Source organism: Agarivorans sp. QJM3NY_29, assembly GCF_050870835.2.
Taxonomy (GTDB): domain Bacteria; phylum Pseudomonadota; class Gammaproteobacteria; order Enterobacterales; family Celerinatantimonadaceae; genus Agarivorans.
Genome location: NZ_CP194036.2, coordinates 4,825,385 through 4,845,506 on the forward strand (window position 1 = coordinate 4,825,385; position 20,122 = coordinate 4,845,506).

Genomic DNA, 20,122 nt, shown 5'->3' on the forward strand with positions numbered 1-20,122 from the left:
GAAAACGTTTTCTGAATTACAAAAATCAATGCCGCCAAATTTCAAAAAAAAGGAGGCCTAGGCCTCCTTGATCAAATATTTCTATAATTTAGTGTGCTTCATCCCAATTATCCCCCACCCCCGCTTCGGCAATCAAAGGTAAGTCGAGGGTCACCGCCTGCTCCATTAACTGGGTTAACTTCGGAACGACCCGCTCCAATTCACTTTCTAGAACCTCGAATACCAATTCATCATGAACCTGCATCAACATTTTGCAATGTTCGCTCGCTTGAGTTGTTAACCACTGGGCGACCGCTATCATTGCCTTTTTAATAATGTCAGCGGCGGTGCCTTGCATCGGTGCATTCACAGCGGCTCGCTCAGCAGCCTTCTTACGCATACCGTTACGCGAGTTAATTTCAGGCAGGTATAAACGTCGACCAAATAGGGTTTCGACATAACCATGCGCTTGGCAGAAATCACGGGTGGTATCCATATAGACCAGTACTCCAGGATAACGCTCGAAATAGCGGTCCATATAAGCTTGCGCATCACCGCGAGCAATCCCGAGCTGCTTGGCGAGGCCAAAAGCACTCATGCCATAAATCAACCCAAAATTAATTGCTTTAGCACTGCGTCGTTCATCGGCGCTGACCGATTCCAAAGCCTTACCGAAAACTTCGGCCGCAGTCGCCCGGTGAATATCTTCGCCGGCAGCAAAGGCCTTGAGTAAACCTTTATCTTGAGAAAGATGGGCCATAATTCGCAGCTCAATTTGCGAATAATCGATAGCCACCAGCTTATAACCCTCGGCAGGGATAAAGGCCTGACGAACTTTACGCCCCTCTTCATGACGGATCGGAATATTCTGTAAATTAGGATCGGTGGATGAGAAGCGTCCAGTGGCTGTTACTGCTTGATGATAAGAAGTGTGCACACGACCGGTACTTGGTTCCACCATTTTTGGCAATTTGTCGGTGTAAGTTGACTTCAATTTAGACAAGCTACGATATTCCAAAATAACCTTGGGTAGTGCATAGTCCAGCGCCAGTTCCTGCAATACCTCTTCGGCGGTTGAGGGCGCACCTTTAGGGGTTTTCTTCACCACCGGTAACTGCATCTTGTCGAATAGGATGGTTTGTAATTGCTTCGGAGACCCTAGATTAAACGCTTCCCCAGCCAAGTCATGAGCCTGCTTTTCGAGACTATCAATGCGCGCAGCCAGTGATAAACTGTGCTTGGCCAAAAGCGCGCTATCAATCCGCACCCCTTGCCGCTCGGTTTGTGAAAGAATCGACACCAGGGGAACTTCCACTTCCTCAAACAACTGCTTCAACTTTGGTAACTGCTCTAACTGGGGCCATAAAGCCTGATGCAGACGCAAGGTAATATCGGCATCTTCGGCGGCATAGGGAGCAGCTACATCTAATTCAATCTGGTTGAAGGTTAGTTGTTTGGCACCTTTACCAGCAATATCTTCAAACTTAATGGTTTTATGCTGCAAGTATTGCAACGATAAGGAGTCCATATCGTGGCGAGTAATGGTGCTGTTGAGCACATAGGATTCCAACATCGTGTCGAACCGGATCCCCTGTAAATTGATGTCGTAGCGGGCCAAGACACTGGCATCATATTTTAAATTTTGCCCAACTTTAGATTTATTGGGATCTTCCAATAAAGGTTTTAACTGGGCCAATACCCAACCACGATCCAATTGCGCCGGTGCATCTAAGTAGTCGTGGGCCAAAGGTAAATATGCAGCACAGCCTGCTTCCACCGCAAACGATAAACCAACCAGTTCTGCCTGCATATAATTGAGTGAGGTCGTCTCGGTATCAAGCGAAATCAGCTCGGCCTGTTCCAGCTTGCTCAGCCAATCACTAAACTGCTGTTCACTGAGAATGGTTTGATAATCCCCAGTAAGAGGCTGTACCACCGCTTGGTTTGCCACATCACTCGCTTGAGCCCCCCCAGAGCCAGCACTGTCTTTATCTAAAACTTCACTAAGCCAACGTTTAAATTCTAGCTGGCCAAATAGAGCAATCAGCGCATCTTTATCTTCCGGGCTGCGACTCATATCATCCATGCTGAAGCCAACCTCAACATCGCACTTAATGGTTGCCAATAAATAAGATAAACGCGCCTCTTCAGCATGCTCGCGCAGTTTTTTGGGCATGCTTTTAGAGCCCCTAAAACCTAAGGGGGCCACCGCGTCTGGGTCGGCTAACAAAGCTTCGACACCGCCAATGCCTTGTAACATGGCCAGCGCGGTTTTCTCGCCAACCCCAGGTAAACCGGGAATGTTATCGACTTTATCGCCCATCAGCGCCAAATAGTCGATAATGAGCTCTGGCGCGACCCCAAATTTTTCAATCACTCCCTCTCGATCCATCACAGTATCAGTCATGGTATTAATCAGAGTGATATTTTGATCGACCAGCTGAGCCATATCTTTATCACCGGTACTAATCAATACGGCTTTGTTTTCAGCGGAGGCCTGTTTGGCTAAGGTTCCAATGACATCGTCTGCTTCCACCCCAGAAATCGCCAAAAGAGGCAAACCCATAGCTTTAATCACCGCATGTAAAGGCTCAATTTGGCTACGTAAATCGTCAGGCATTGATGGGCGATTTGCTTTATAGTCGCTATAGATCTCATCGCGAAAAGTCTTACCCTTAGCGTCAAAAACCACCACGATGTGTTCAGGCTGAAACTGCCTCAGCAAGCTACGCAGCATATTAATCACACCATAGACCGCGCCGGTTGCTTCACCTTTAGAATTCGTCAGATGAGGGGGTGAATAATATGCACGGTACAAATAAGAAGAGCCATCTACTAATACCAGAGGCTGCTCAGGGAGGGTCGCCATAAGCTTGATCCATAGTTCAATTTTTAATTGCGCACGATGATGCCACAGCCACCTAAAATGCACCAGAGCTAAGCCCTTAGCCAGAGAATAAATTGTGGATAAGTCTGTTGACAAACAGCAATAATTCTCTCGCAAAAATAGAAGCAAGATAAAGGCTATAGAAATAAACCACTATTAACAACAGGTTATGTAAAAACAAACAGGAAGATCTGGAGCGGTGAATACTTTTCCTAATGTGGAAAACATCATTCCATGACGCTGTTTTTGCAAACTGACTGAGCAATAATTAAACAAGCTAAGCTAGGCAGGTGGGTAAATATAGAAGATTACTCTCGGGCAAACCTTGGATTAGATCACAATTTGACCAGCTAAAAATATTATTTTTTTAAGTTAAGTTGGCATGCTCTAAGGCGACCAATAATGGTGCGCAACTTGCGGGAAATTGCAATAAATTGGCGCACTCAAACCAACAACTGTCACTCAAAAGATCATAGCGCCACCACCACAATTGCTGTTCAAGATAAAACCCTAGTACTTGCCAATCGGCACCCTGTTCGTTAAACGACTCAGCCCATCCATGCTGTTCAATAAATTGACGAGCAAAAGCCATGAAGTTCTGCTCAGTTAGCTGATGTTGCAGATTAATCGCACCATGTTCACTCAGTATCTGGTATGCCTTGATCAACTGCTGCATGAGATTTCCAGACACTTGCCCCAATGTGGTGGCGGGGCTGCAAAACGCTCGGCGTTTTTCTGAGGATTAAAGGGTTGGCTTAAGATTTGATGCAGCGTTTGCAACTCCGAATAATCTCCAGCTTCGGCAGCTGTGATCGCTTGTTGCGCGAGATAATTACGCAATACATATAAAGGCACATGTTGTTGGATAGCCTCACAGCGCTGTGCTTCGTCTCGCTCCGCCTCGGCGCAGCGCGCCCGATAAGTCGCTAACCAAGCTTGCCAAGGTTCGCCTAGTAAAGTTGGCAACTCGGCCATCGGTTGGGCTAAACTGCGTAAACTGGAATGATAATCCAAACCTTGCTGCGCCATTAAACTGAGCACACCGGAAAGCAAAGATTCGTCTTGATCTTGCCACTGTGACAATCCCAACTTATTGAGCATAAATATCTGATAATGTTGATTAATTACTCGCTGATAACGTAACCACAGAGCCTCACTTTGGTGACTGGGAACATAATCCGACAAGGCTTGAGCTAAACGCTGCAAGTTCCACAAGCCTACCGCAGGCTGCTGATCGAAGGCATAACGGCCATGATGATCACTGTGATTACAAATATGCCGCGGATTAAAATCATCCAGAAAACCGTAAGGACCATAATCGATGGTTAAACCCAAGATCGACATGTTATCGGTATTCATCACGCCATGGCAAAAACCTTCAGCCTGCCATTTAGCGATCATTAGAGCAGTGCTATCAACCACCTGCTGCAACATCGCCAACACTGGATTAGACTGCTTTAAACAATCACTAAAATAATGCTCTAAACAAAAGTCGATCAGCCGTTTGAGTAGGCCGGATTGCTGCTGATAATAAAGGTATTCAAAATGACCAAAGCGAATATGACTAGGCGCGAAGCGCAGCAACATAGCTTCTTTTTCCAAACGCTCTCGGCGCACTTTGCCTCCACCAACTCCGAGGCTTAGCGCTCGGGTGGTGGCGATCCCCAAGGCCGCCATGGCTTCACTGGCCAAAAACTCGCGGATACTGGAACGCAATACCGCTTTGCCATCACCTTGTCGTGAGAAAGGGGTTAAACCCGAGCCCTTCAGTTGCAGCTCCCAGTGCTCTCCCTGTGGCGTTTTCAGTTCACCCAATAATAAAGCGCGACCATCACCCAATTGTGGAGAATACCCCCCGAACTGATGGCCCGCATACACCGTAGAAACCGGGTCCATCCCGTCAACCAGTAATTGTCCTGCCGTTAATCCCAAACCCTGTTCACTAGCCATAAAGTTCGCATCCAAAGCTAACAACTGGCAACTCTGTTGACTAACGATCACCATCTCTGGCTCACTCAAAGCTGTTGGCTGTTGCTGATGGCATAGCTCGGGAAGCGCTTGGGCAAAGCGATTTACAAACTCCATATAGCTCCTTCTCTATGACTTTGCACGGACTTACCCCGGCTGGTATTGGCCAATCAGCGCTAAGAATTGATGGCCATAGCGCTCCAATTTTTTTAAGCCTACACCACTGATGCTTAACATCTCATGCTGTGTCTGCGGCAGACGCTGGGCCATTTCGATCAAAGTCGCATCATTAAACACCACAAACGGCGGTACCGATTCTTGATCGGCTAAACGCTTTCTTAAATTACGTAACAAAGCGAACAAACGTTTATCATAAACCCCATAAGCCGCATTTTTTTTACTTTGTTTGGTGGTATTTAGGCGCGGAACCGCCAAAGATAAGCCTTGCTCCCCCTTTAAAAAGGGTCGAGCGGCTTCGGTCAATTGCAGTACCGAACTACGAGCAATATTTTGCTGTAACAAACCGAGATGGATCAGTTGGCGCAAGACACTCATCCAATGTTCATGCCCAGACTGTTTACCAATCCCATGAGTCGAAAGCTTATCATGACCCTGCTCTAAAACACGTTGGCTCATGCTACCACGTAACACTTCGATAACATAACCAATCCCAAAGCGCTGACCCAAACGATACACACAGGAAAGCGCCTTCTGCGCATCTTCTAAGCCATCATATTGTTTCGGCGGATCGAGACAAATATCGCAGTTACCACAAGGCTTGGCTAAGTACTCACCAAAATAATTGAGTAATACCTGGCGACGACAAGTTTGCGCCTCGGCAAAAGCCACAATAGCGTTAAACTTGTGACTCTCTACTCGGCGTTGCTGTTCATTGTCGTTTTCTTCTATCATCCGCCGCACCCAATTGGCATCAGCCGGATCGTATAAAAACACCGCTTCAGCTTCGGTACCATCACGCCCCGCACGACCAGTTTCCTGATAATAAGCTTCAATATTACGTGGGATGTCGTAATGAAATACATAACGTACATTGGGCTTATCAATCCCCATACCAAAGGCAACCGTGGCCACCACGACTTCTAATTCGTCACGTTGGAATTGCTCTTGCACCAGCTGACGCTGCTCGATTGGCAAACCGGCATGATAAGCCGCACAACGTAAACCCTCAGCGCCGAGTTTGAGAGCCAACTCTTCCACCCGTTTGCGGCTACTACAGTAGACAATGCCGCTGTCTTCTCGGCGACGTTTCACATAATCACTCAACTGCTGCCAGGGGCGATACTTTTCCTGCAAGGTATAACGAATATTCGGTCGGTCGAAGCTGGAAATATGCGTGAAAGCCTCAGTCAAATTCAAACGCTGCAAAATATCTAAACGAGTCGTATCGTCGGCGGTCGCGGTTAAAGCCACGACCGGCACATTTGGAAAACTTTCCTTTAAGCAACCCAGCGCACTGTATTCCGGCCTAAAATCATGCCCCCATTGGGAAATGCAATGGGCTTCATCGATGGCAAACATGGCTAAAGACCATTGCTGCAGGCGTTCAATGAAGTCACCATTAATCAAACGCTCGGGTGAAATATATAGTAGCTTCAACTCACCCTGTTGTAAGCGGCGATAAATCTCATATTGTTGCTCTCGGGCTAAACTGGAGTTTAGATAAGCCGCATTTACCCCATTGTGCAACAAGCTATCAACCTGATCCTTCATCAAGGAAATCAAAGGGGAAATCACCACGGTTAAACCCGGTTTCACTAAGGCAGGTATTTGATAACACAATGACTTACCACCACCGGTGGGCATAATAGCTAAGCAATCTCGATGATTCAGCAAACGCTCGATCACCGCCGCTTGTCCGGCTCTAAATTCGGCAAAACCAAACACATCTTGTAGAATTTTTTGAGCGCGTTGCATGAAAGGTAAGGATCCCTAAATTCAGTCGAGAAACAATCAGTCGGTCATTGTAATCAAGCCTAAGGGTCTTGTCTTGGTTTGCCTTTATTCTTTTAAAGCTTTACAGTATTCAAACGTGCGTTTAAATTCTCTAGGACGGATCATGAGCAGCTCTCGACAACATAAATGGCGACAAGCGATAGCCGACACTTTCATCAATCGGATGCCATTTAATCAACTGCTTGGAATTGAATTACTCGAATACAGCGCCACTGGCGTGAAACTTAAATTACCCATGTCCCCCAAATTGGTCGGTAATCCCATTCATGGCATTTTACATGGCGGGGTCACCGCGACTATTTTAGATGTTGCCGGAGGAATGACGGCTGCGGCTGCAGCACTGGAACGTCTCGCCGACTTAAGCAGTCAACAACTCTCGGAGCAACTAAGTAAAACCGGCACCATCGATCTGCGCATCGATTACCTACGTCCTGGTGTCGGCGAACTATTTTACGCATCGGCAGAAGTGATCCGCTCAGGGAATAAAGTCACGGTCACCCGTATGGAATTACATAATCAACTCGGCACCCATATCGCCTTTGGTACTGGCACCTATATGGTTGGTTAAATAAAGAAAACACTCTAAGAAACTGATATTCCGATTTCGGTGAGCGGTAGTTGTTCTGTTCACCCTACGCGATAGTGTCACTGTGATTACACGGCTTTTATTTCCACCAAGATTGATCGATAAAAATTCACCGCCATGACAAAATATTGATAATTATTCAGTTCACTTCGCTGAATTTTCTCAGTTGGAGCTATACTGTAACTAAGGATAGACTTCATAAGGTGGGCTAGAATAGCGATGAGTGCGGTAAGTTGTTCTCCAAAGTTGATCACTTTACTGGAAGCTGTTTTACAAACAGCACTGCAGCAGGCCCGCACGCTCAATATTGATGACTTAGCACAATGGAGCGAGCATGAGCTAAATGGCTATGGTGATTTCGCTCATTTCCCTGATTACCGCATCGTAGAATGCAAACAATTTGGCATATTCGAAAAAGCGCAACAAAGCTTACAACACTTTGAACAGATCCATGACGACTGTCTGAATGAACGGGATCGCTGTCGATTACGCTATTTACACATTCAACCAGCACTCAGCCAGTGTTTAAACAATCAAGAAGAAACCCAGCGAGCTTGGCCAACTCTGATACTCGCGAATTATGCGGAAGGCATTATCCCTGGTTACCGTTGTGTAAGAGCTTGGCAAAGCTATCACAAGCCCTTACAGGAGCGGCTGATCAATGGTGTCCTCGGCCATTTGTTGCACCTAATCCAATTGAGCGACTGTCCTGAACAAAAACCACTGTTAAATGAGATTAAACAATTATGTGAACAAGAGAATAACTTACGAGATACATGGCAAAAATTGTATACCGACTGCCACGCACCTTCGACAATACAAGGCGATTAAATGACTGAATGCAAAAGCTACCATTGAAAATATGGTGACCAACCTAAGCCCCTGCTACACTAACTTGCCTTTTCTCTTGTTTACCTAATTTTATGCCAATTCAATCCACTAAACATGGTGTTATGTTTGCGCTTGGCGCTTACATCATGTGGGGCATTGCACCCGTCTATTTTAAGAGCCTTACCGAAGTACCCGCCTACGAAATCTTAGCTCATCGGATTATTTGGTCTTGCCTATTTGTCGCCTTATTGCTCACTTTTAGTAAGCAGTGGCGGGCAGTAAGAGCAGTACTCAAACATCCTAAACAGCTTTCGATCTTAGCACTCACTTCGCTGTTAATTGGCGGAAACTGGCTAATTTTCATTTGGTCGATCAATAATAATCGGATGTTAGATGCAAGCTTGGGCTATTACATTAACCCGCTATTTAATGTGCTGCTGGGCATGCTATTTTTGGGCGAGCGTTTTCGCAGCGCTCAGTGGGTGGCGATCGTATTGGCACTCATTGGGGTGTTGATCCAGCTGCTGAGTTACGGCTCACTACCGTGGATAGCATTGAGCCTTGCCATAAGCTTTAGTATTTATGGCTTATTACGTAAACAAATTAACCTAGCAGCACTGCCGGGTCTGTTTGTCGAAACTTTGTGGTTAGTGCCGTTGGCACTGACTTACTTATTTATTCTTGCTGACTCCAGCACGAGCCATTTTACCAACAACAGCATCACACTAAATGTGCTGTTACTCAGCGCAGGTGTGGTCACCACACTACCACTACTGTGCTTTGTGGCAGCCGCGACTCGGCTGCGCTTGTCCACCATCGGCTTCTTTCAGTATATCGGTCCCTCATTGATGTTTATCCTAGCGACCAGTATTTATGAGGAACCATTAGAACCGATGAAACTATTAACTTTTAGCTTTATTTGGCTAGGTTTAGCAATTTTCACTTGGGACGCATTGCGCCAACGCCGTAGACCCAAAACGGCCACTTAGCTTGTTTTTAAAGCAGCGACTAAATGGCCTCCAACCTTGCATAGGCTAATACTAACCACTTCGCCCCGGCTTCTTCAAACTGCACCTGAACCCGGCTCTGTTGCCCAGAACCTTCGTAATTTAGCACGATGCCAGCACCAAATTTAGGGTGGGAAACTCGCTGACCAAGGTTAAAGCCACTGTCATCAAACGCCGCTTGCTGTAACTGATGAGAAAAACGCCCTTGCGGCACGGGTCGACTCACGGCGGTATTTAAACGCACCTCATCAACACAATCACCCGGCAGCTCACGCAAGAATCGCGACGGTGGATGGAACACCTCTTTCCCCCATAGCCGACGACTTTCGGCATGACAAAGATAGAGTTTGACCATGGCCCGAGTCATCCCAACATAACAAAGCCGTCGTTCTTCTTCGAGACGCCCCGACTCTTCAGCCGATTGCTGGCTAGGAAACATGCCTTCTTCCATTCCCACTAAAAACACCATGGGAAACTCTAAGCCCTTAGCGCTATGCAGTGTCATTAGCTGCACCGCCGCTTCGTCGGCCTCGGCCTGATTATCACCAGCCTCTAGTGCTGCATGCGACAAAAATGCCACCAATGGAGAAAGATCTTGGTCAGTTTCCATCTGAGTAAATTGCTGAGTCGCGGTCACCAGTTCATCTAAGTTTTCGACCCGTGCTTGGGCCTTTTCGCCTTTCTCCGCTTGATACATCGCCAACAAACCGGAGCCTTTGATCACATAGTTGGTTTGCTCGCTCAACAACATTTCTTGGGTTTGCAGCTTGAGTTGCTCCAACAATTGAACAAATTGTTTCACTGCATTCGCCGCTCTGCCCGACAGCGCATTTTGTTGCAAACAATAATCCACCGCTTGCCATAAACTCAACTGCTGTTCCCGAGCAGCCTGACGCAATAACTCGATGGTACGCTGGCCAATGCCACGGGTCGGCGTATTTACGACCCGCTCAAAGGAGGCGTCATCATGAGGGTTACTGAGTAAACGTAAATAAGCCAGCGCATCCTTAATTTCCTGACGTTCGAAAAAGCGTAAACCACCATAAATCCGGTAAGCTAAGCGCTCCTGCATTAAGGCATCTTCAAGTACCCGAGACTGGGCATTATTACGATATAAAATCGCACAGTCAGATAAACTGACGCCATGTTCTTCGACGCGCTGCTGGATCCGAGCCACCACAAAACGAGCTTCATCAATATCGTTGAAGGCGGTATAGATGGAGATCAGTTCGCCTTCTTTATCTTCGGTCCACAGACTCTTGCCCATCCGTCCCTGATTGTTTTCAATCAGTTGATTCGAAGCTTTCAGAATATTGGCGCTACTACGATAGTTTTGTTCCAAACGTATGGTATTAACTTGCGGCACTTCCATTTCGAAACGCTGAATATTTTCAATCTTCGCTCCGCGCCAACCATAAATCGATTGATCATCATCCCCCACAATAGTGATGTGATTGGCATCGGTGACTAACAGCCGTAACCAAGCGTATTGTATGGTGTTGGTATCTTGGAATTCGTCCACCAAGATATGCCGGAAGCGCTGCTGATAGTGCTGTAAGATATGCGGTTGTTTCAACCATAACTCATGAGCACGCAACAAGAGCTCGGCAAAATCGACTAAACCCGAGCGATCACAGGCCTGCTGATAGGCCTTATAGATTTCAAGATATTGACGCTCAATGGGATTATGACTGTAATCCACATGCTCGGGGCGCTGCCCCTCATCTTTACGTCCGTTGATATACCATTGAATTTGCTTGGCTGGCCATTGTTTTTCATCTAAGTTCATCGCTTTAATCAAACGCCGCAATAAACGGTATTGATCATCAGAATCGATGATTTGAAAATCGTCAGGCAAATTTGCATCACGATAATGAGCACGTAACAAGCGGTGTGCCAAGGAATGAAAGGTTCCCAACCACATACCTTGGAAGCGACTGCCCACCAGACTCTCCACCCGCGAACGCATTTCAGCTGCCGCCTTATTGGTAAAAGTTACCGATAGAATAGACAAAGGAGATACATTCTCGACCTGCATCAGCCAGGCAATGCGATGCACCAATACACGAGTCTTACCGCTGCCAGCGCCTGCCAGAATTAGCATATTACTTGGGGCAGCAGCGACGGCTTCGCGCTGCTTATCATTGAGGCCGTCTAACAGCTCAGAAATATCCATGGTGCTCTCTATAGGGGGAAAAACACCTGTATATTATAACAGGTGTTGCAGTTGTGCCAGTTGGCTTATCTCGATATCCGGTAAAGTACTCAATCGGCTTGATGATTGACCCGCTTGATTGAGCCAAATCGAACGATAACCAGCCTGAACTGCGCCAGCAACATCGGTGACAGCATGATCACCCACATGGGCAATTTGGCTCGGCTTGAGTTGTAAAAGCTGACTCGCGCGCTGATACATATCCAATGCAGGTTTGGCTCGAAGGCCTGAGCCCGCTTTCAGAGTTACTTCAAATACCGCCGCTAAACCAATCCGCTCGATATCAACATTTCCATTGGTGATAGCCACTAAGCGGTAACGTTTAGCCAAACGCTGCAATAAAGCAAGATTGTCATGCGGTACCACAAAATCACTGCGCACCGCTAAAAACTGCTGAAAAATTTGTTCACTTAACAACTCGGCCTCTCTCCAACCGAGTCCGTGCTCCTGAAAAGCCAAGCATAACCAAGCTTTACGGCAAGCGCTGACATCTTCCATTAAGTGAGGCGCGTCCTTTAGCACCCTGCGCCTGTATTGCTGCCATTGGCCCGTCGTTAAATGAGCCGTGGCATGAACCTGCGCTTTGAGATAAGCCATCAACCATTGTTCAGCGCGTTGGATATGCGGCCCATTGAGATAAAGTGTATCGTCCAGATCGAAAGACAAGGCCTGAACAGGGGACCAACTACGGTAAAAAATCATCGCCTCTCTCTCACTTAAGATTTGCGTTTGGCGCGAGGGTGAGCGGCATCATAACTACTCGCTAAATGAGCAAAGTCCAAATGAGTATACACTTGGGTGGTGGACAAATTGGCATGACCCAGCAACTCTTGAACCACTCTTAAATCACCGCTGCTTTCTAATAAATGCGTCGCGAAGGAATGGCGTAACTTATGCGGATGGAGGGTACTGCTTAACTGCATTTGTTGCGCCCAATGCTGCAAACGCTTTTGTACTGTACGATGCCCAATCCGTTGTTGACGAACACTCACAAACAAAGCCGGCTCTTCTTCATCCATGACCAACAAGCGCCGTTGACGTAACCACTGTTTCAGTGCCTGCTCGGCCTTGCTACCAAAAGGCACTAAGCGCTGTTTATTGCCCTTGCCCGTCACGAATAGCTGGCGTTGCTTAAAATCAACGTCGCCAATGTTTAAATTAACTAACTCGGCCAAACGGATCCCGCTCGCATAGAGCAGTTCCATCATCGCCAAATCGCGACAACTGACCAAATCGTCGCCTTTCATCGATAATAGTTGAGTGAGCGAATCCACATCGAGGTTTTTCGGTAAGGGCTTCCCCTGTTTCGGCGCAGAGATACCAACCACCGGATTCAAATCGACTTTATGTTGCTGCAAGAGGTAGTGAAAGAAGCTACGCAAGGCCGATAGTTTATTGGCCATAGAACGTCCGGAAAGACCAGAGGACTTCAACTTCAGTAAAACAGCACGAATAATTTTACCATCCACAGTTTGCCACGAGGGACAACCCAAATTTTGTATCAATTTAAGCTGCTGCAGTAGACTACGCTGATAACTACTAATCGTCGCAGGGCTATAGCGGCGCTCCACCTCAAGATGGCGAAGAAAAGCGCTGATATCATCCTGCATATCGATACTTACTCCACTTGCTGCAACGGAACTAAGCGCTGCAACAAACTGGCAATCACCTGGCATAATTGAGTGAGTAACAAACTATCCATACCCGCGATATAGTGATCAGCATCGCGACTGGCAGCAATAAAGAACCCCAACTCAGCATTGTGACCCAATGGCATCAGCGCCACCGAGGCTATATCCTCGCTCTCATCAAACAATAACTGCAACTCTCCCTGGGTCAAACGACCAAAATAATGGGGATGTTGAGTCAGTCTAGTAACCCGGACTCGTTCAATCTGTTCCTGTTCAATGCCATATTCAGCGGGTAATTCATCCAAAGAGAAACGCTGTTGACTTAAACGTAGTGAAACACTTTCCACCCCAAGATCATCAACTAAAGCACGACTTAAGCGATGCTGTAACTCAGCAAAGGAATCGCAAGCCATCAAGTCGGGCAACAGATCGACATAAACATGAAAAATCCGTTCGTTGAGACTCGCCACCGCCATTAAATCGGTGATTTCCTGCTCTAAATCCAAGACTTTATCGCGTAAGCGTTGTACCTGTAATTCGACCAGAGACACCGCCCCTTTTTCTTTATGCGGTAAGCGTAATTGTTTGACTAAGCTGGGATGACGGACGAAAAAATCGGGATTGTCGAGCAGGAATTCCACCACTAAACTTTCGTCAATCAATAGCGGTTGTGAAAGATCGAACTCACTCATATATGCACCTGACCATCAAACACCATCACTGCGGGCCCGGTCATCTTGACTGGTTTACCCTCTCCCTGCCAATGAATACGTAAACGCCCCCCAGGAAGATCGACATTCACCGTGTCGGCTAATTTCCCCTGTAAACGTCCCACAACCATCGCCGCACAGGCACCTGTACCGCAGGCTAGCGTTTCGCCAACGCCACGTTCAAAGACTCGCAGTTTAATGTTGTTCTCATCGATAATTTGACTAAAACCGACATTCACTTTCTGCGGGAAGCGCTCATGACTCTCCATGCGCCGACCCAGCGTGTCTAAGGGCGCTTGTTCAATGTCATCCACTTCAATCACGCAATGCGGATTACCCATAGACACCACGCCAGCAAATACGGTTTGCTGTTGATCACGTAAAATATAGGTTTTCTCGGCCTTCTTGGCTTTAAATGGCACTTGACTAGGTTCCAATATCGGCTCACCCATATTGACCGTCACCTGCCCATCAGCTTCCACATGAAGAATGATCTTACCCGACTTCGTGCTCACCCCAATACTACGTTTATTCGTCAGGCCTTTGCTCACCACAAAACGAGCAAAACAACGCGCCCCATTGCCACATTGTTCAACTTCACTGCCATCGGCATTAAAAATGCGATAATGAAAATCCAAGTCAGGATCATAGGGAGGCTCAACCACTAAGAACTGGTCAAAACCAATCCCAAAGTTACGGTCGGCCAAGCGACTAATAACATCTTGATTAAAAAAAACGTTTTGAGTGACATTGTCGATCACCACAAAATCATTCCCCAAACCTTGCATTTTAGTGAAGTTGACTAACATTCGCTTATCCTTCAGGCAACAGTGATTCGCCAGCCCAAAGAGATACCAGAGCCTCACGCTCACGTATCAAATGGGATTGCTCACCATCAACCATCACCTCTGCTGCCCGACAACGCGAATTATAATTTGAACTCATGGTAAAGCCATAAGCTCCTGCAGAGCGCACCGCAATATAGTCACCCGCTTCAATGGCTAACTCTCTTTCTTTGCCAAGAAAATCACCGGTTTCACAAACGGGTCCAACCACATCATAACAAACGCTGCTTAGGCCCGGACGTTGCAGCACTGGCACTATCCGCTGCCAAGCACTATATAAAGATGGACGAATTAAGTCGTTCATTGCGGCATCAATAATCGCAAAATTTTTACTAGCCGACATTTTCAAGAATTCAACCTTCGACACCAAAATACCAGCATTGGCCATAATCGCACGACCCGGTTCAAATAGTAATTTTAGCTGACGTTCGCCAAGACGTTCAACCAAAGCACTGGCGTAAGCGGCTGGCTCTGGGGGCGTTTCATCATCATAATTGACACCTAAACCGCCACCAACATCGAGGTGCTCAATCACAATACCTTGCTCAGCCAAGCTGTCGATCAATGCCAACAACTTATCGATAGCTTCTACAAAAGGTGAGATTTCAGTTAACTGAGAACCAATATGGCAATCCACACCCACCACATTTAACGCTGGCAAGCTTGCCGCATAAGCATAGGCCTGAGGTGCTTGCTCAATGGCAATCCCAAATTTATTTTCTTTTAAACCGGTAGAAATATAAGGGTGAGTCCCAGCATCGATATCGGGATTAATCCGTAAAGAAATGGGTGCCACTTTACCCAAGCGCTGAGCAACCTTGCTGATCCGAGCTAACTCAGGCTCAGATTCAACATTAAAACAGTAAATACCATGTTCCAGCGCGTCCGTAATTTCTTGCTCGGTTTTTCCTACGCCAGAAAAGACTACCTTACTTGGGTCACCACCGGCTTCGATAACCCGAGCTAACTCGCCACCGGAAACGATATCAAAGCCAGACCCCATCCGAGCCATCAAGTTCAACACTGCTAAATTAGAATTAGCCTTTACTGCATAGCAAATCAAATGAGGCCTTTCACCAGCAGCCTTATCAAAGGCTTGCCAATGACGTTCAATCGTCGCCCGCGAATAAACATAAAGTGGCGTCCCATAATGTTCTGCTAAATCAGCTACCGAGCATTGTTCAGCTGTTAATTGCTCGTTTTGATAACTAAAAAAATCCAATGATCTGTCCTTATTGTGTTGCAGTGTTTAGTCTGCTGGTGTTGCTTGCTCGACGGTATTCGGCGTCGTCTCGTCTACCGTTTGCGGATGCGTTAACGGTCCTTTTTGACCGCAACCGCTAAGCCCGATGCTCAGCAAAATTACAGCAATTGCCAGTTTATTCATGATAAAGCCATGATTCTTTTTTGAATGCCCTCTATAATCCGCATTCGAAGCAAGAAAAGCAATAGGACAGACGATAGTGATGAATGATAGCCAGTATCACCAACGAGTCGATGAGGCCTTTGAGCGCATCGAGCAGACCATGGATAGCGATAACTTCGATATTGAGTGTGATATTAACGGTGGAGTACTCAACCTAGAGTTTGAAAATCGCAGTAAAATGGTGATTAACAAACAAGAACCTCTACATCAACTATGGTTAGCCACCAAATTTGGCGGTTACCATTTTGAATGGCGCGAAACAGAGCAACAGTGGATTTGTAATCGGAGTGGTGTGGAGTTTTGGTCGTTTTTAGTTGAGTCGATTGCCAAACAAAGTGGTGAGCAACTCAGCTTTTAAGGCTTAGCGGCCGCTGTCAAAAACGCGGCTAGCCATCCAAGCCAGAGAGTTAATTGCTCCGATAAGATGCAACTTGCCATTGTTCATTGACCATGACGATGTCATAGAACTGTGGCAAGTTAAAATTGACAACCTCATGGCGAGTCCCGTATTGCTCGCGCGAAGAAGTATAGAAACGATTAATCCCTTGGATCAACTCTTCCTTGCTGCCTTCAAAGTCTTGGTACATTTCTATTTGGTTATGCTCATCAACAATATAGATATTAAAACCAACATCCAGATTTTCGAAAAAGTATTGCACTAAACCTTCACTGGCGTGGGCTTCTACGACGTTCGGTACCTTCTTAGTATTACCGGCATTTAACTGCAGCGGAAGACGTTGGAGCTTGTTATTCGACAGCTGACGATAAAACTCAACCCCGTTTTCCAATTTTTTAACCGAGACTCCGCGATCTTCAATAAATAAACCGTACTTTTCGTTTCCTAACACAATCGTTTTAACAATCCGTTTATCCTGCGGTTGCAAACGGCTCTTAATACTTTCCACCAATAGCTGTTTAAAATTACTACCAATTTGCTCTCGTAGGTTGGCGCTGTAACAAAATACGTCGATGTGCTCGGGGATATTTGCATCACGATGCATTTTACCTAACACGGTAGTCAAGGCATCGACCACGGCACTATCACCAACAAAGTGTAGGGTTCGGATTTCGTTCCAAGTATTGCGATAAACCAAATCAACCGAGCCCACCAAACAATCTGAGTCTCGGCCAAAACTGAACACATCGGTGGCGGTCGCATCAAACTCAATTACCTTGCCGCCCCAATTCGCAGTGGGGTCTTTCTCCAGATTAATAAACACCCCTAAGTGACGGATTTCACAGGGACGAGTCAGTGCTAAATTACTAGCAGCTTCAACATTCACCGGAAAAGCTCGGCGTAAGTCATAAGCAAAACTGGTTAATGTATCCAGCGTTAAATCGCCTTCAAGCTGATGTAAACTCAATTCCGTTTGATCAGTTTTCAGTTGGTTAAAATAGCTCCACGCCACCAGTTTAGAAATATAACTGGCATGCTCTAGCGACGGCTGACCGACAATAGCGAGTCCCTGCAGCGGCTGTTTATACAAATACCAACCTTCCGCACAACTATGCCCCTTGGGCACGTGGATAAAACTAAGGTTAGCTTCAGAGAGGTCGGGAGAAATTTGCGGATTAATGAGAGTAACTTTGCCCGGTAAACTTTCAAAGGCAGCATACAGCTTACGTGACAGAATGCCGATATCTTCGGGGTTAATCGACTCACTAATGTCATTACGTCGCGCAAAACGAATCAAGTTACGATAACTCAGCATTAAAGCATCCAGCAACTCGCTGTGCGCCTGTCTTACATCTTGCACCTTCCAGGCACGACGTAAATTAAGATGTTCAATTTTTTGCTGAGACCAAGCCCATTGTTTGACCAGCTGGGCCATAAAACGCTGCTGCCAAGTCAACGAGCTCACATCCATAAGAGCGCTCGGTAAAGGATTACATTCACTGTTTTTTAGATAGAAACAGCGCCGTACTAAATCAAGACGGGCCTCATCTTCAATCGACTCTAAATAATTAGTCACCTTATTCAGCATCAAGTAATAAGCGTCATGTTCTAGAACAAATGCTTTGCAGTGTTGCATCAAGCATTTCGCTTCAACAGCCAACAAGCTTGGTCTTGGATAGTCTGCGGAATAAGCTTCCATCAATAAGGTTTTTAATACGGCTTTATAAGGAGAGTCGATACCCTTGTATAACTGCCACAAGCCTGAACCAAAATACTCTTCGGCAGGAATGGTATCTAAGCCACCCAAATCCAACCATTGTTGATGATTAAATACACCGCTCTCAAATTGCTGTTGTACGAAACTGTCGTAACTTTGCTCGATATCACATGGCACAGCAAACCAGACTAATTGCTTCCCCGCCAAGGGCAGAGCCGTGCGATAAAATTCGTCGAGTAATAACAAGTGCTGGGCGCTACCACAATTATCCTTGGATAACTCACTAATCGAACCAGTTTTAAACTGATTGTCCTTCACCATGAAAAAGTTAAGCTCAACCCCTTGATGCGCAGCCCAAGCCGATATTTGACTGCACTTCTCCGCCAATAAACGAACTCGCTCACTCGCCAACTGATGTGCATGGCACACCCAAATATCTAAATCACTGGATTCTGTTTGGCCCACCGTAGCGGTGCTACCCATGGAGTAAATACCCAAAATTTCATGTTGTTGGGGTTCTGCCGGTCGACAAAGGAAATGTTGCTGGAGATAAATAAAATGGCGAGCGCTCGACTCAAATTGACAGATACCACTCGGCACTTCACCTTCAATATAGCCCGGTATGCAAGGATCCGAGTAATGCAGCATTAACGGCAACAGTTCAAATATCTGCTGCGCGGCAGCAGGCATAGTCTGGAGTGCCAGCTGCTTACGATGCTGATTAGATCGGGTAACCTTCTCTAAGAGAGAGGCAATGGTGTCTTGCAAAGTAAAATTTACCTATCGATTAATGAATAATTATTAGATGAAATATAGGCACAATAAAGTGTGATCATCTTAACAGTTAGTATAATAGCGGTAAACATAAACGCACAATTTGTGTGCGTTTATCATGACATATATTACGCATTGCTAATTTTATGCTGAACCCTGCGGTTATTGGTAGATATTGATGCTAAAGGCGACTTGGGCAGATGCTTAAGTGGTGATACTATCGTCAGCTAAAATAATGAGGTAAGTGTTTGTGAAAATAGTCAGAATCGCGACTCGCAAGAGTCCTCTCGCGATGTGGCAAGCCCACTTTGTAAAAGCTGAGTTGGAACGCCATCACCCTACGCTGCAAGTAGAACTTGTACCCATGAGCACCCGAGGCGACAAGATCCTTGACACCCCTCTGGCTAAAATCGGTGGCAAAGGGCTGTTTATTAAAGAATTGGAAGTGGCTATGGTAGAAGGCCTTGCGGACATTGCGGTACATTCGATGAAAGATGTCCCCATGGAATTTCCTGAAGGCTTAGGTCTGCACTGTATTTGTCAACGAGAAGATCCTCGAGATGCCTTTGTTAGCAACCACTTTACCAATATCGATGCTTTACCTAAAGGCGCGATCGTCGGTACCTCCAGTCTACGCCGCCAATGTCAACTGAAGGCGCAACGTCCAGACCTCATCATTAAAGACTTACGTGGTAACGTGAATACTCGTTTAGCGAAATTAGATGCGGGTGAGTTTGACGCTATCATTCTTGCTAGCGCGGGACTATTACGACTCAAAATGGTAGAACGGATCCAGGCGTATATTGAACCAGAGCAAATACTCCCAGCTGGAGGGCAAGGGGCTGTAGGCATCGAATGTCGCAGTAATGATCGTGAATTGCTAGACTTGTTGGCTCCCCTCAATCATCCCGAAACGGCCCTCCGTGTCGAAGCAGAGCGAGCGATGAATCGACGCCTAGAAGGCGGTTGCCAAGTCCCTATTGGTTGCTACGCGGAGTTGGCAGATGGACAATTATATATCCGTGGTTTAGTTGGTGCTATTGACGGTTCTGAGATCATAGAAAAAGAACTTCGAGGCAAAGCTAGCGAAGCTGAGCAACTCGGTCTAGCCCTTGCCGAGCAATTACTCGATGCTGGTGCCGCTGCTATTTTAAGGGCCGTCTATCAACCATAAG

Annotated in this window: 17 protein-coding genes; 5 read left to right on the plus strand and 12 right to left on the minus strand. The window is 46.4% G+C overall.

Annotated elements, in window-relative coordinates:
• Nucleotides 1-88: 88 nt before the first annotated feature.
• From polA to recQ, 4 genes are all read right to left on the minus strand, one after another.
• Nucleotides 89-2,848: a DNA polymerase I gene (polA, locus tag ACRRS0_RS21950; protein WP_432455468.1), complete on the minus strand. Its 2,760-nt coding sequence runs from the start codon at nucleotides 2,846-2,848 to the stop codon at nucleotides 89-91.
• Between the two features lie 385 nt (nucleotides 2,849-3,233).
• Nucleotides 3,234-3,542 (minus strand): hypothetical protein, encoded by a 309-nt coding sequence (locus ACRRS0_RS21955; protein WP_432455467.1) that lies wholly within the window; start codon nucleotides 3,540-3,542, stop codon nucleotides 3,234-3,236.
• A complete protein-coding gene (locus tag ACRRS0_RS21960) occupies nucleotides 3,530-4,951 on the minus strand; it encodes a protein adenylyltransferase SelO (protein WP_432455466.1) in 1,422 nt (473 codons plus the stop codon). The genes ACRRS0_RS21955 and ACRRS0_RS21960 overlap by 13 nt, the downstream gene beginning before the upstream one ends.
• 30 nt (nucleotides 4,952-4,981) lie before the next feature.
• Nucleotides 4,982-6,769, minus strand: a complete 1,788-nt coding sequence (gene recQ, locus ACRRS0_RS21965; protein WP_432455465.1) for a DNA helicase RecQ — start codon at nucleotides 6,767-6,769, stop codon at nucleotides 4,982-4,984.
• Nucleotides 6,770-6,911: 142 nt separating this feature from the next.
• Here recQ and ACRRS0_RS21970 point away from each other — a divergent pair, with 142 nt between their 5' ends.
• The 3 genes from ACRRS0_RS21970 (at nucleotide 6,912) to rarD (ending at nucleotide 9,214) form a co-directional block, all read left to right on the plus strand.
• The gene (locus ACRRS0_RS21970; RefSeq protein ID WP_432455464.1) at nucleotides 6,912-7,376 is read left to right on the plus strand and encodes a thioesterase family protein; all 465 of its coding nucleotides are present in this window, start codon (nucleotides 6,912-6,914) and stop codon (nucleotides 7,374-7,376) included.
• A gap of 237 nt (nucleotides 7,377-7,613) precedes the next feature.
• Nucleotides 7,614-8,225, plus strand: coding sequence for an AbiTii domain-containing protein (locus tag ACRRS0_RS21975; protein WP_432455463.1), 612 nt, complete (start codon nucleotides 7,614-7,616; stop codon nucleotides 8,223-8,225).
• Between the two features lie 122 nt (nucleotides 8,226-8,347).
• Nucleotides 8,348-9,214 (plus strand): EamA family transporter RarD, encoded by an 867-nt coding sequence (gene rarD, locus ACRRS0_RS21980; RefSeq protein WP_432455462.1) that lies wholly within the window; start codon nucleotides 8,348-8,350, stop codon nucleotides 9,212-9,214.
• A 19-nt stretch (nucleotides 9,215-9,233) separates the two neighbouring features.
• On the opposite strand, the gene uvrD is transcribed toward rarD, so the two are convergent.
• From uvrD to lptM, 7 genes are read right to left on the minus strand one after another with little or no spacing between them, the layout of a single operon-like run.
• The gene (gene uvrD / locus ACRRS0_RS21985; RefSeq protein WP_432455461.1) at nucleotides 9,234-11,408 is read right to left on the minus strand and encodes a DNA helicase II; all 2,175 of its coding nucleotides are present in this window, start codon (nucleotides 11,406-11,408) and stop codon (nucleotides 9,234-9,236) included.
• A gap of 33 nt (nucleotides 11,409-11,441) precedes the next feature.
• Entirely contained in the window at nucleotides 11,442-12,149 is a 708-nt protein-coding gene (locus ACRRS0_RS21990) for an HAD-IA family hydrolase (protein WP_432455460.1), read from the minus strand.
• Between the two features lie 14 nt (nucleotides 12,150-12,163).
• Entirely contained in the window at nucleotides 12,164-13,057 is an 894-nt protein-coding gene (xerC, locus tag ACRRS0_RS21995) for a tyrosine recombinase XerC (RefSeq protein ID WP_432455459.1), read from the minus strand.
• A gap of 8 nt (nucleotides 13,058-13,065) precedes the next feature.
• A complete protein-coding gene (locus ACRRS0_RS22000) occupies nucleotides 13,066-13,770 on the minus strand; it encodes a DUF484 family protein (RefSeq protein ID WP_432455458.1) in 705 nt (234 codons plus the stop codon).
• Nucleotides 13,767-14,597, minus strand: coding sequence for a diaminopimelate epimerase (gene dapF, locus ACRRS0_RS22005; RefSeq protein ID WP_432455457.1), 831 nt, complete (start codon nucleotides 14,595-14,597; stop codon nucleotides 13,767-13,769). Before dapF ends, ACRRS0_RS22000 begins: the two co-directional genes overlap by 4 nt.
• A gap of 4 nt (nucleotides 14,598-14,601) precedes the next feature.
• The gene (lysA, locus tag ACRRS0_RS22010) at nucleotides 14,602-15,855 is read right to left on the minus strand and encodes a diaminopimelate decarboxylase (RefSeq protein WP_432455456.1); all 1,254 of its coding nucleotides are present in this window, start codon (nucleotides 15,853-15,855) and stop codon (nucleotides 14,602-14,604) included.
• Between the two features lie 27 nt (nucleotides 15,856-15,882).
• Nucleotides 15,883-16,020 (minus strand): LPS translocon maturation chaperone LptM, encoded by a 138-nt coding sequence (gene lptM, locus ACRRS0_RS22015; RefSeq protein WP_432455455.1) that lies wholly within the window; start codon nucleotides 16,018-16,020, stop codon nucleotides 15,883-15,885.
• A gap of 79 nt (nucleotides 16,021-16,099) precedes the next feature.
• Here lptM and cyaY point away from each other — a divergent pair, with 79 nt between their 5' ends.
• On the plus strand, nucleotides 16,100-16,417 hold the full coding sequence (gene cyaY, locus ACRRS0_RS22020) for an iron donor protein CyaY (protein WP_432456128.1): 318 nt from the start codon (nucleotides 16,100-16,102) through the stop codon (nucleotides 16,415-16,417).
• Nucleotides 16,418-16,466: 49 nt separating this feature from the next.
• Here the strand turns inward: cyaY and ACRRS0_RS22025 are convergent, their stop codons facing one another.
• Nucleotides 16,467-18,941: a class I adenylate cyclase gene (locus tag ACRRS0_RS22025; RefSeq protein ID WP_432455454.1), complete on the minus strand. Its 2,475-nt coding sequence runs from the start codon at nucleotides 18,939-18,941 to the stop codon at nucleotides 16,467-16,469.
• 298 nt (nucleotides 18,942-19,239) lie between these two features.
• Here ACRRS0_RS22025 and hemC point away from each other — a divergent pair, with 298 nt between their 5' ends.
• Entirely contained in the window at nucleotides 19,240-20,121 is an 882-nt protein-coding gene (gene hemC / locus ACRRS0_RS22030) for a hydroxymethylbilane synthase (protein WP_432456127.1), read from the plus strand.
• Nucleotide 20,122: the final 1 nt, after the last annotated feature.

Bases quoted from the DNA above. Each gene is read 5' to 3' on its own strand.
- ACRRS0_RS21990 (WP_432455460.1), bottom strand. From the start codon at position 12,149: ATGATTTTTTACCGTAGTTGGTCCCCTGTTCAGGCCTTGTCTTTCGAT.
- ACRRS0_RS21960 (WP_432455466.1), bottom strand. From the start codon at position 4,951: ATGGAGTTTGTAAATCGCTTTGCCCAAGCGCTTCCCGAGCTATGCCAT.
- cyaY (WP_432456128.1), top strand. From the start codon at position 16,100: ATGAATGATAGCCAGTATCACCAACGAGTCGATGAGGCCTTTGAGCGC.
- xerC (WP_432455459.1), bottom strand. From the start codon at position 13,057: ATGCAGGATGATATCAGCGCTTTTCTTCGCCATCTTGAGGTGGAGCGC.
- dapF (WP_432455457.1), bottom strand. From the start codon at position 14,597: ATGTTAGTCAACTTCACTAAAATGCAAGGTTTGGGGAATGATTTTGTG.
- hemC (WP_432456127.1), top strand. From the start codon at position 19,240: ATGTGGCAAGCCCACTTTGTAAAAGCTGAGTTGGAACGCCATCACCCT.
- ACRRS0_RS21955 (WP_432455467.1), bottom strand. From the start codon at position 3,542: ATGCAGCAGTTGATCAAGGCATACCAGATACTGAGTGAACATGGTGCG.
- recQ (WP_432455465.1), bottom strand. From the start codon at position 6,769: ATGCAACGCGCTCAAAAAATTCTACAAGATGTGTTTGGTTTTGCCGAA.
- polA (WP_432455468.1), bottom strand. From the start codon at position 2,848: ATGGCGACCCTCCCTGAGCAGCCTCTGGTATTAGTAGATGGCTCTTCT.
- rarD (WP_432455462.1), top strand. From the start codon at position 8,348: ATGTTTGCGCTTGGCGCTTACATCATGTGGGGCATTGCACCCGTCTAT.
- ACRRS0_RS22000 (WP_432455458.1), bottom strand. From the start codon at position 13,770: ATGAGTGAGTTCGATCTTTCACAACCGCTATTGATTGACGAAAGTTTA.
- lptM (WP_432455455.1), bottom strand. From the start codon at position 16,020: ATGAATAAACTGGCAATTGCTGTAATTTTGCTGAGCATCGGGCTTAGC.
- ACRRS0_RS21975 (WP_432455463.1), top strand. From the start codon at position 7,614: ATGAGTGCGGTAAGTTGTTCTCCAAAGTTGATCACTTTACTGGAAGCT.
- ACRRS0_RS21970 (WP_432455464.1), top strand. From the start codon at position 6,912: ATGAGCAGCTCTCGACAACATAAATGGCGACAAGCGATAGCCGACACT.
- uvrD (WP_432455461.1), bottom strand. From the start codon at position 11,408: ATGGATATTTCTGAGCTGTTAGACGGCCTCAATGATAAGCAGCGCGAA.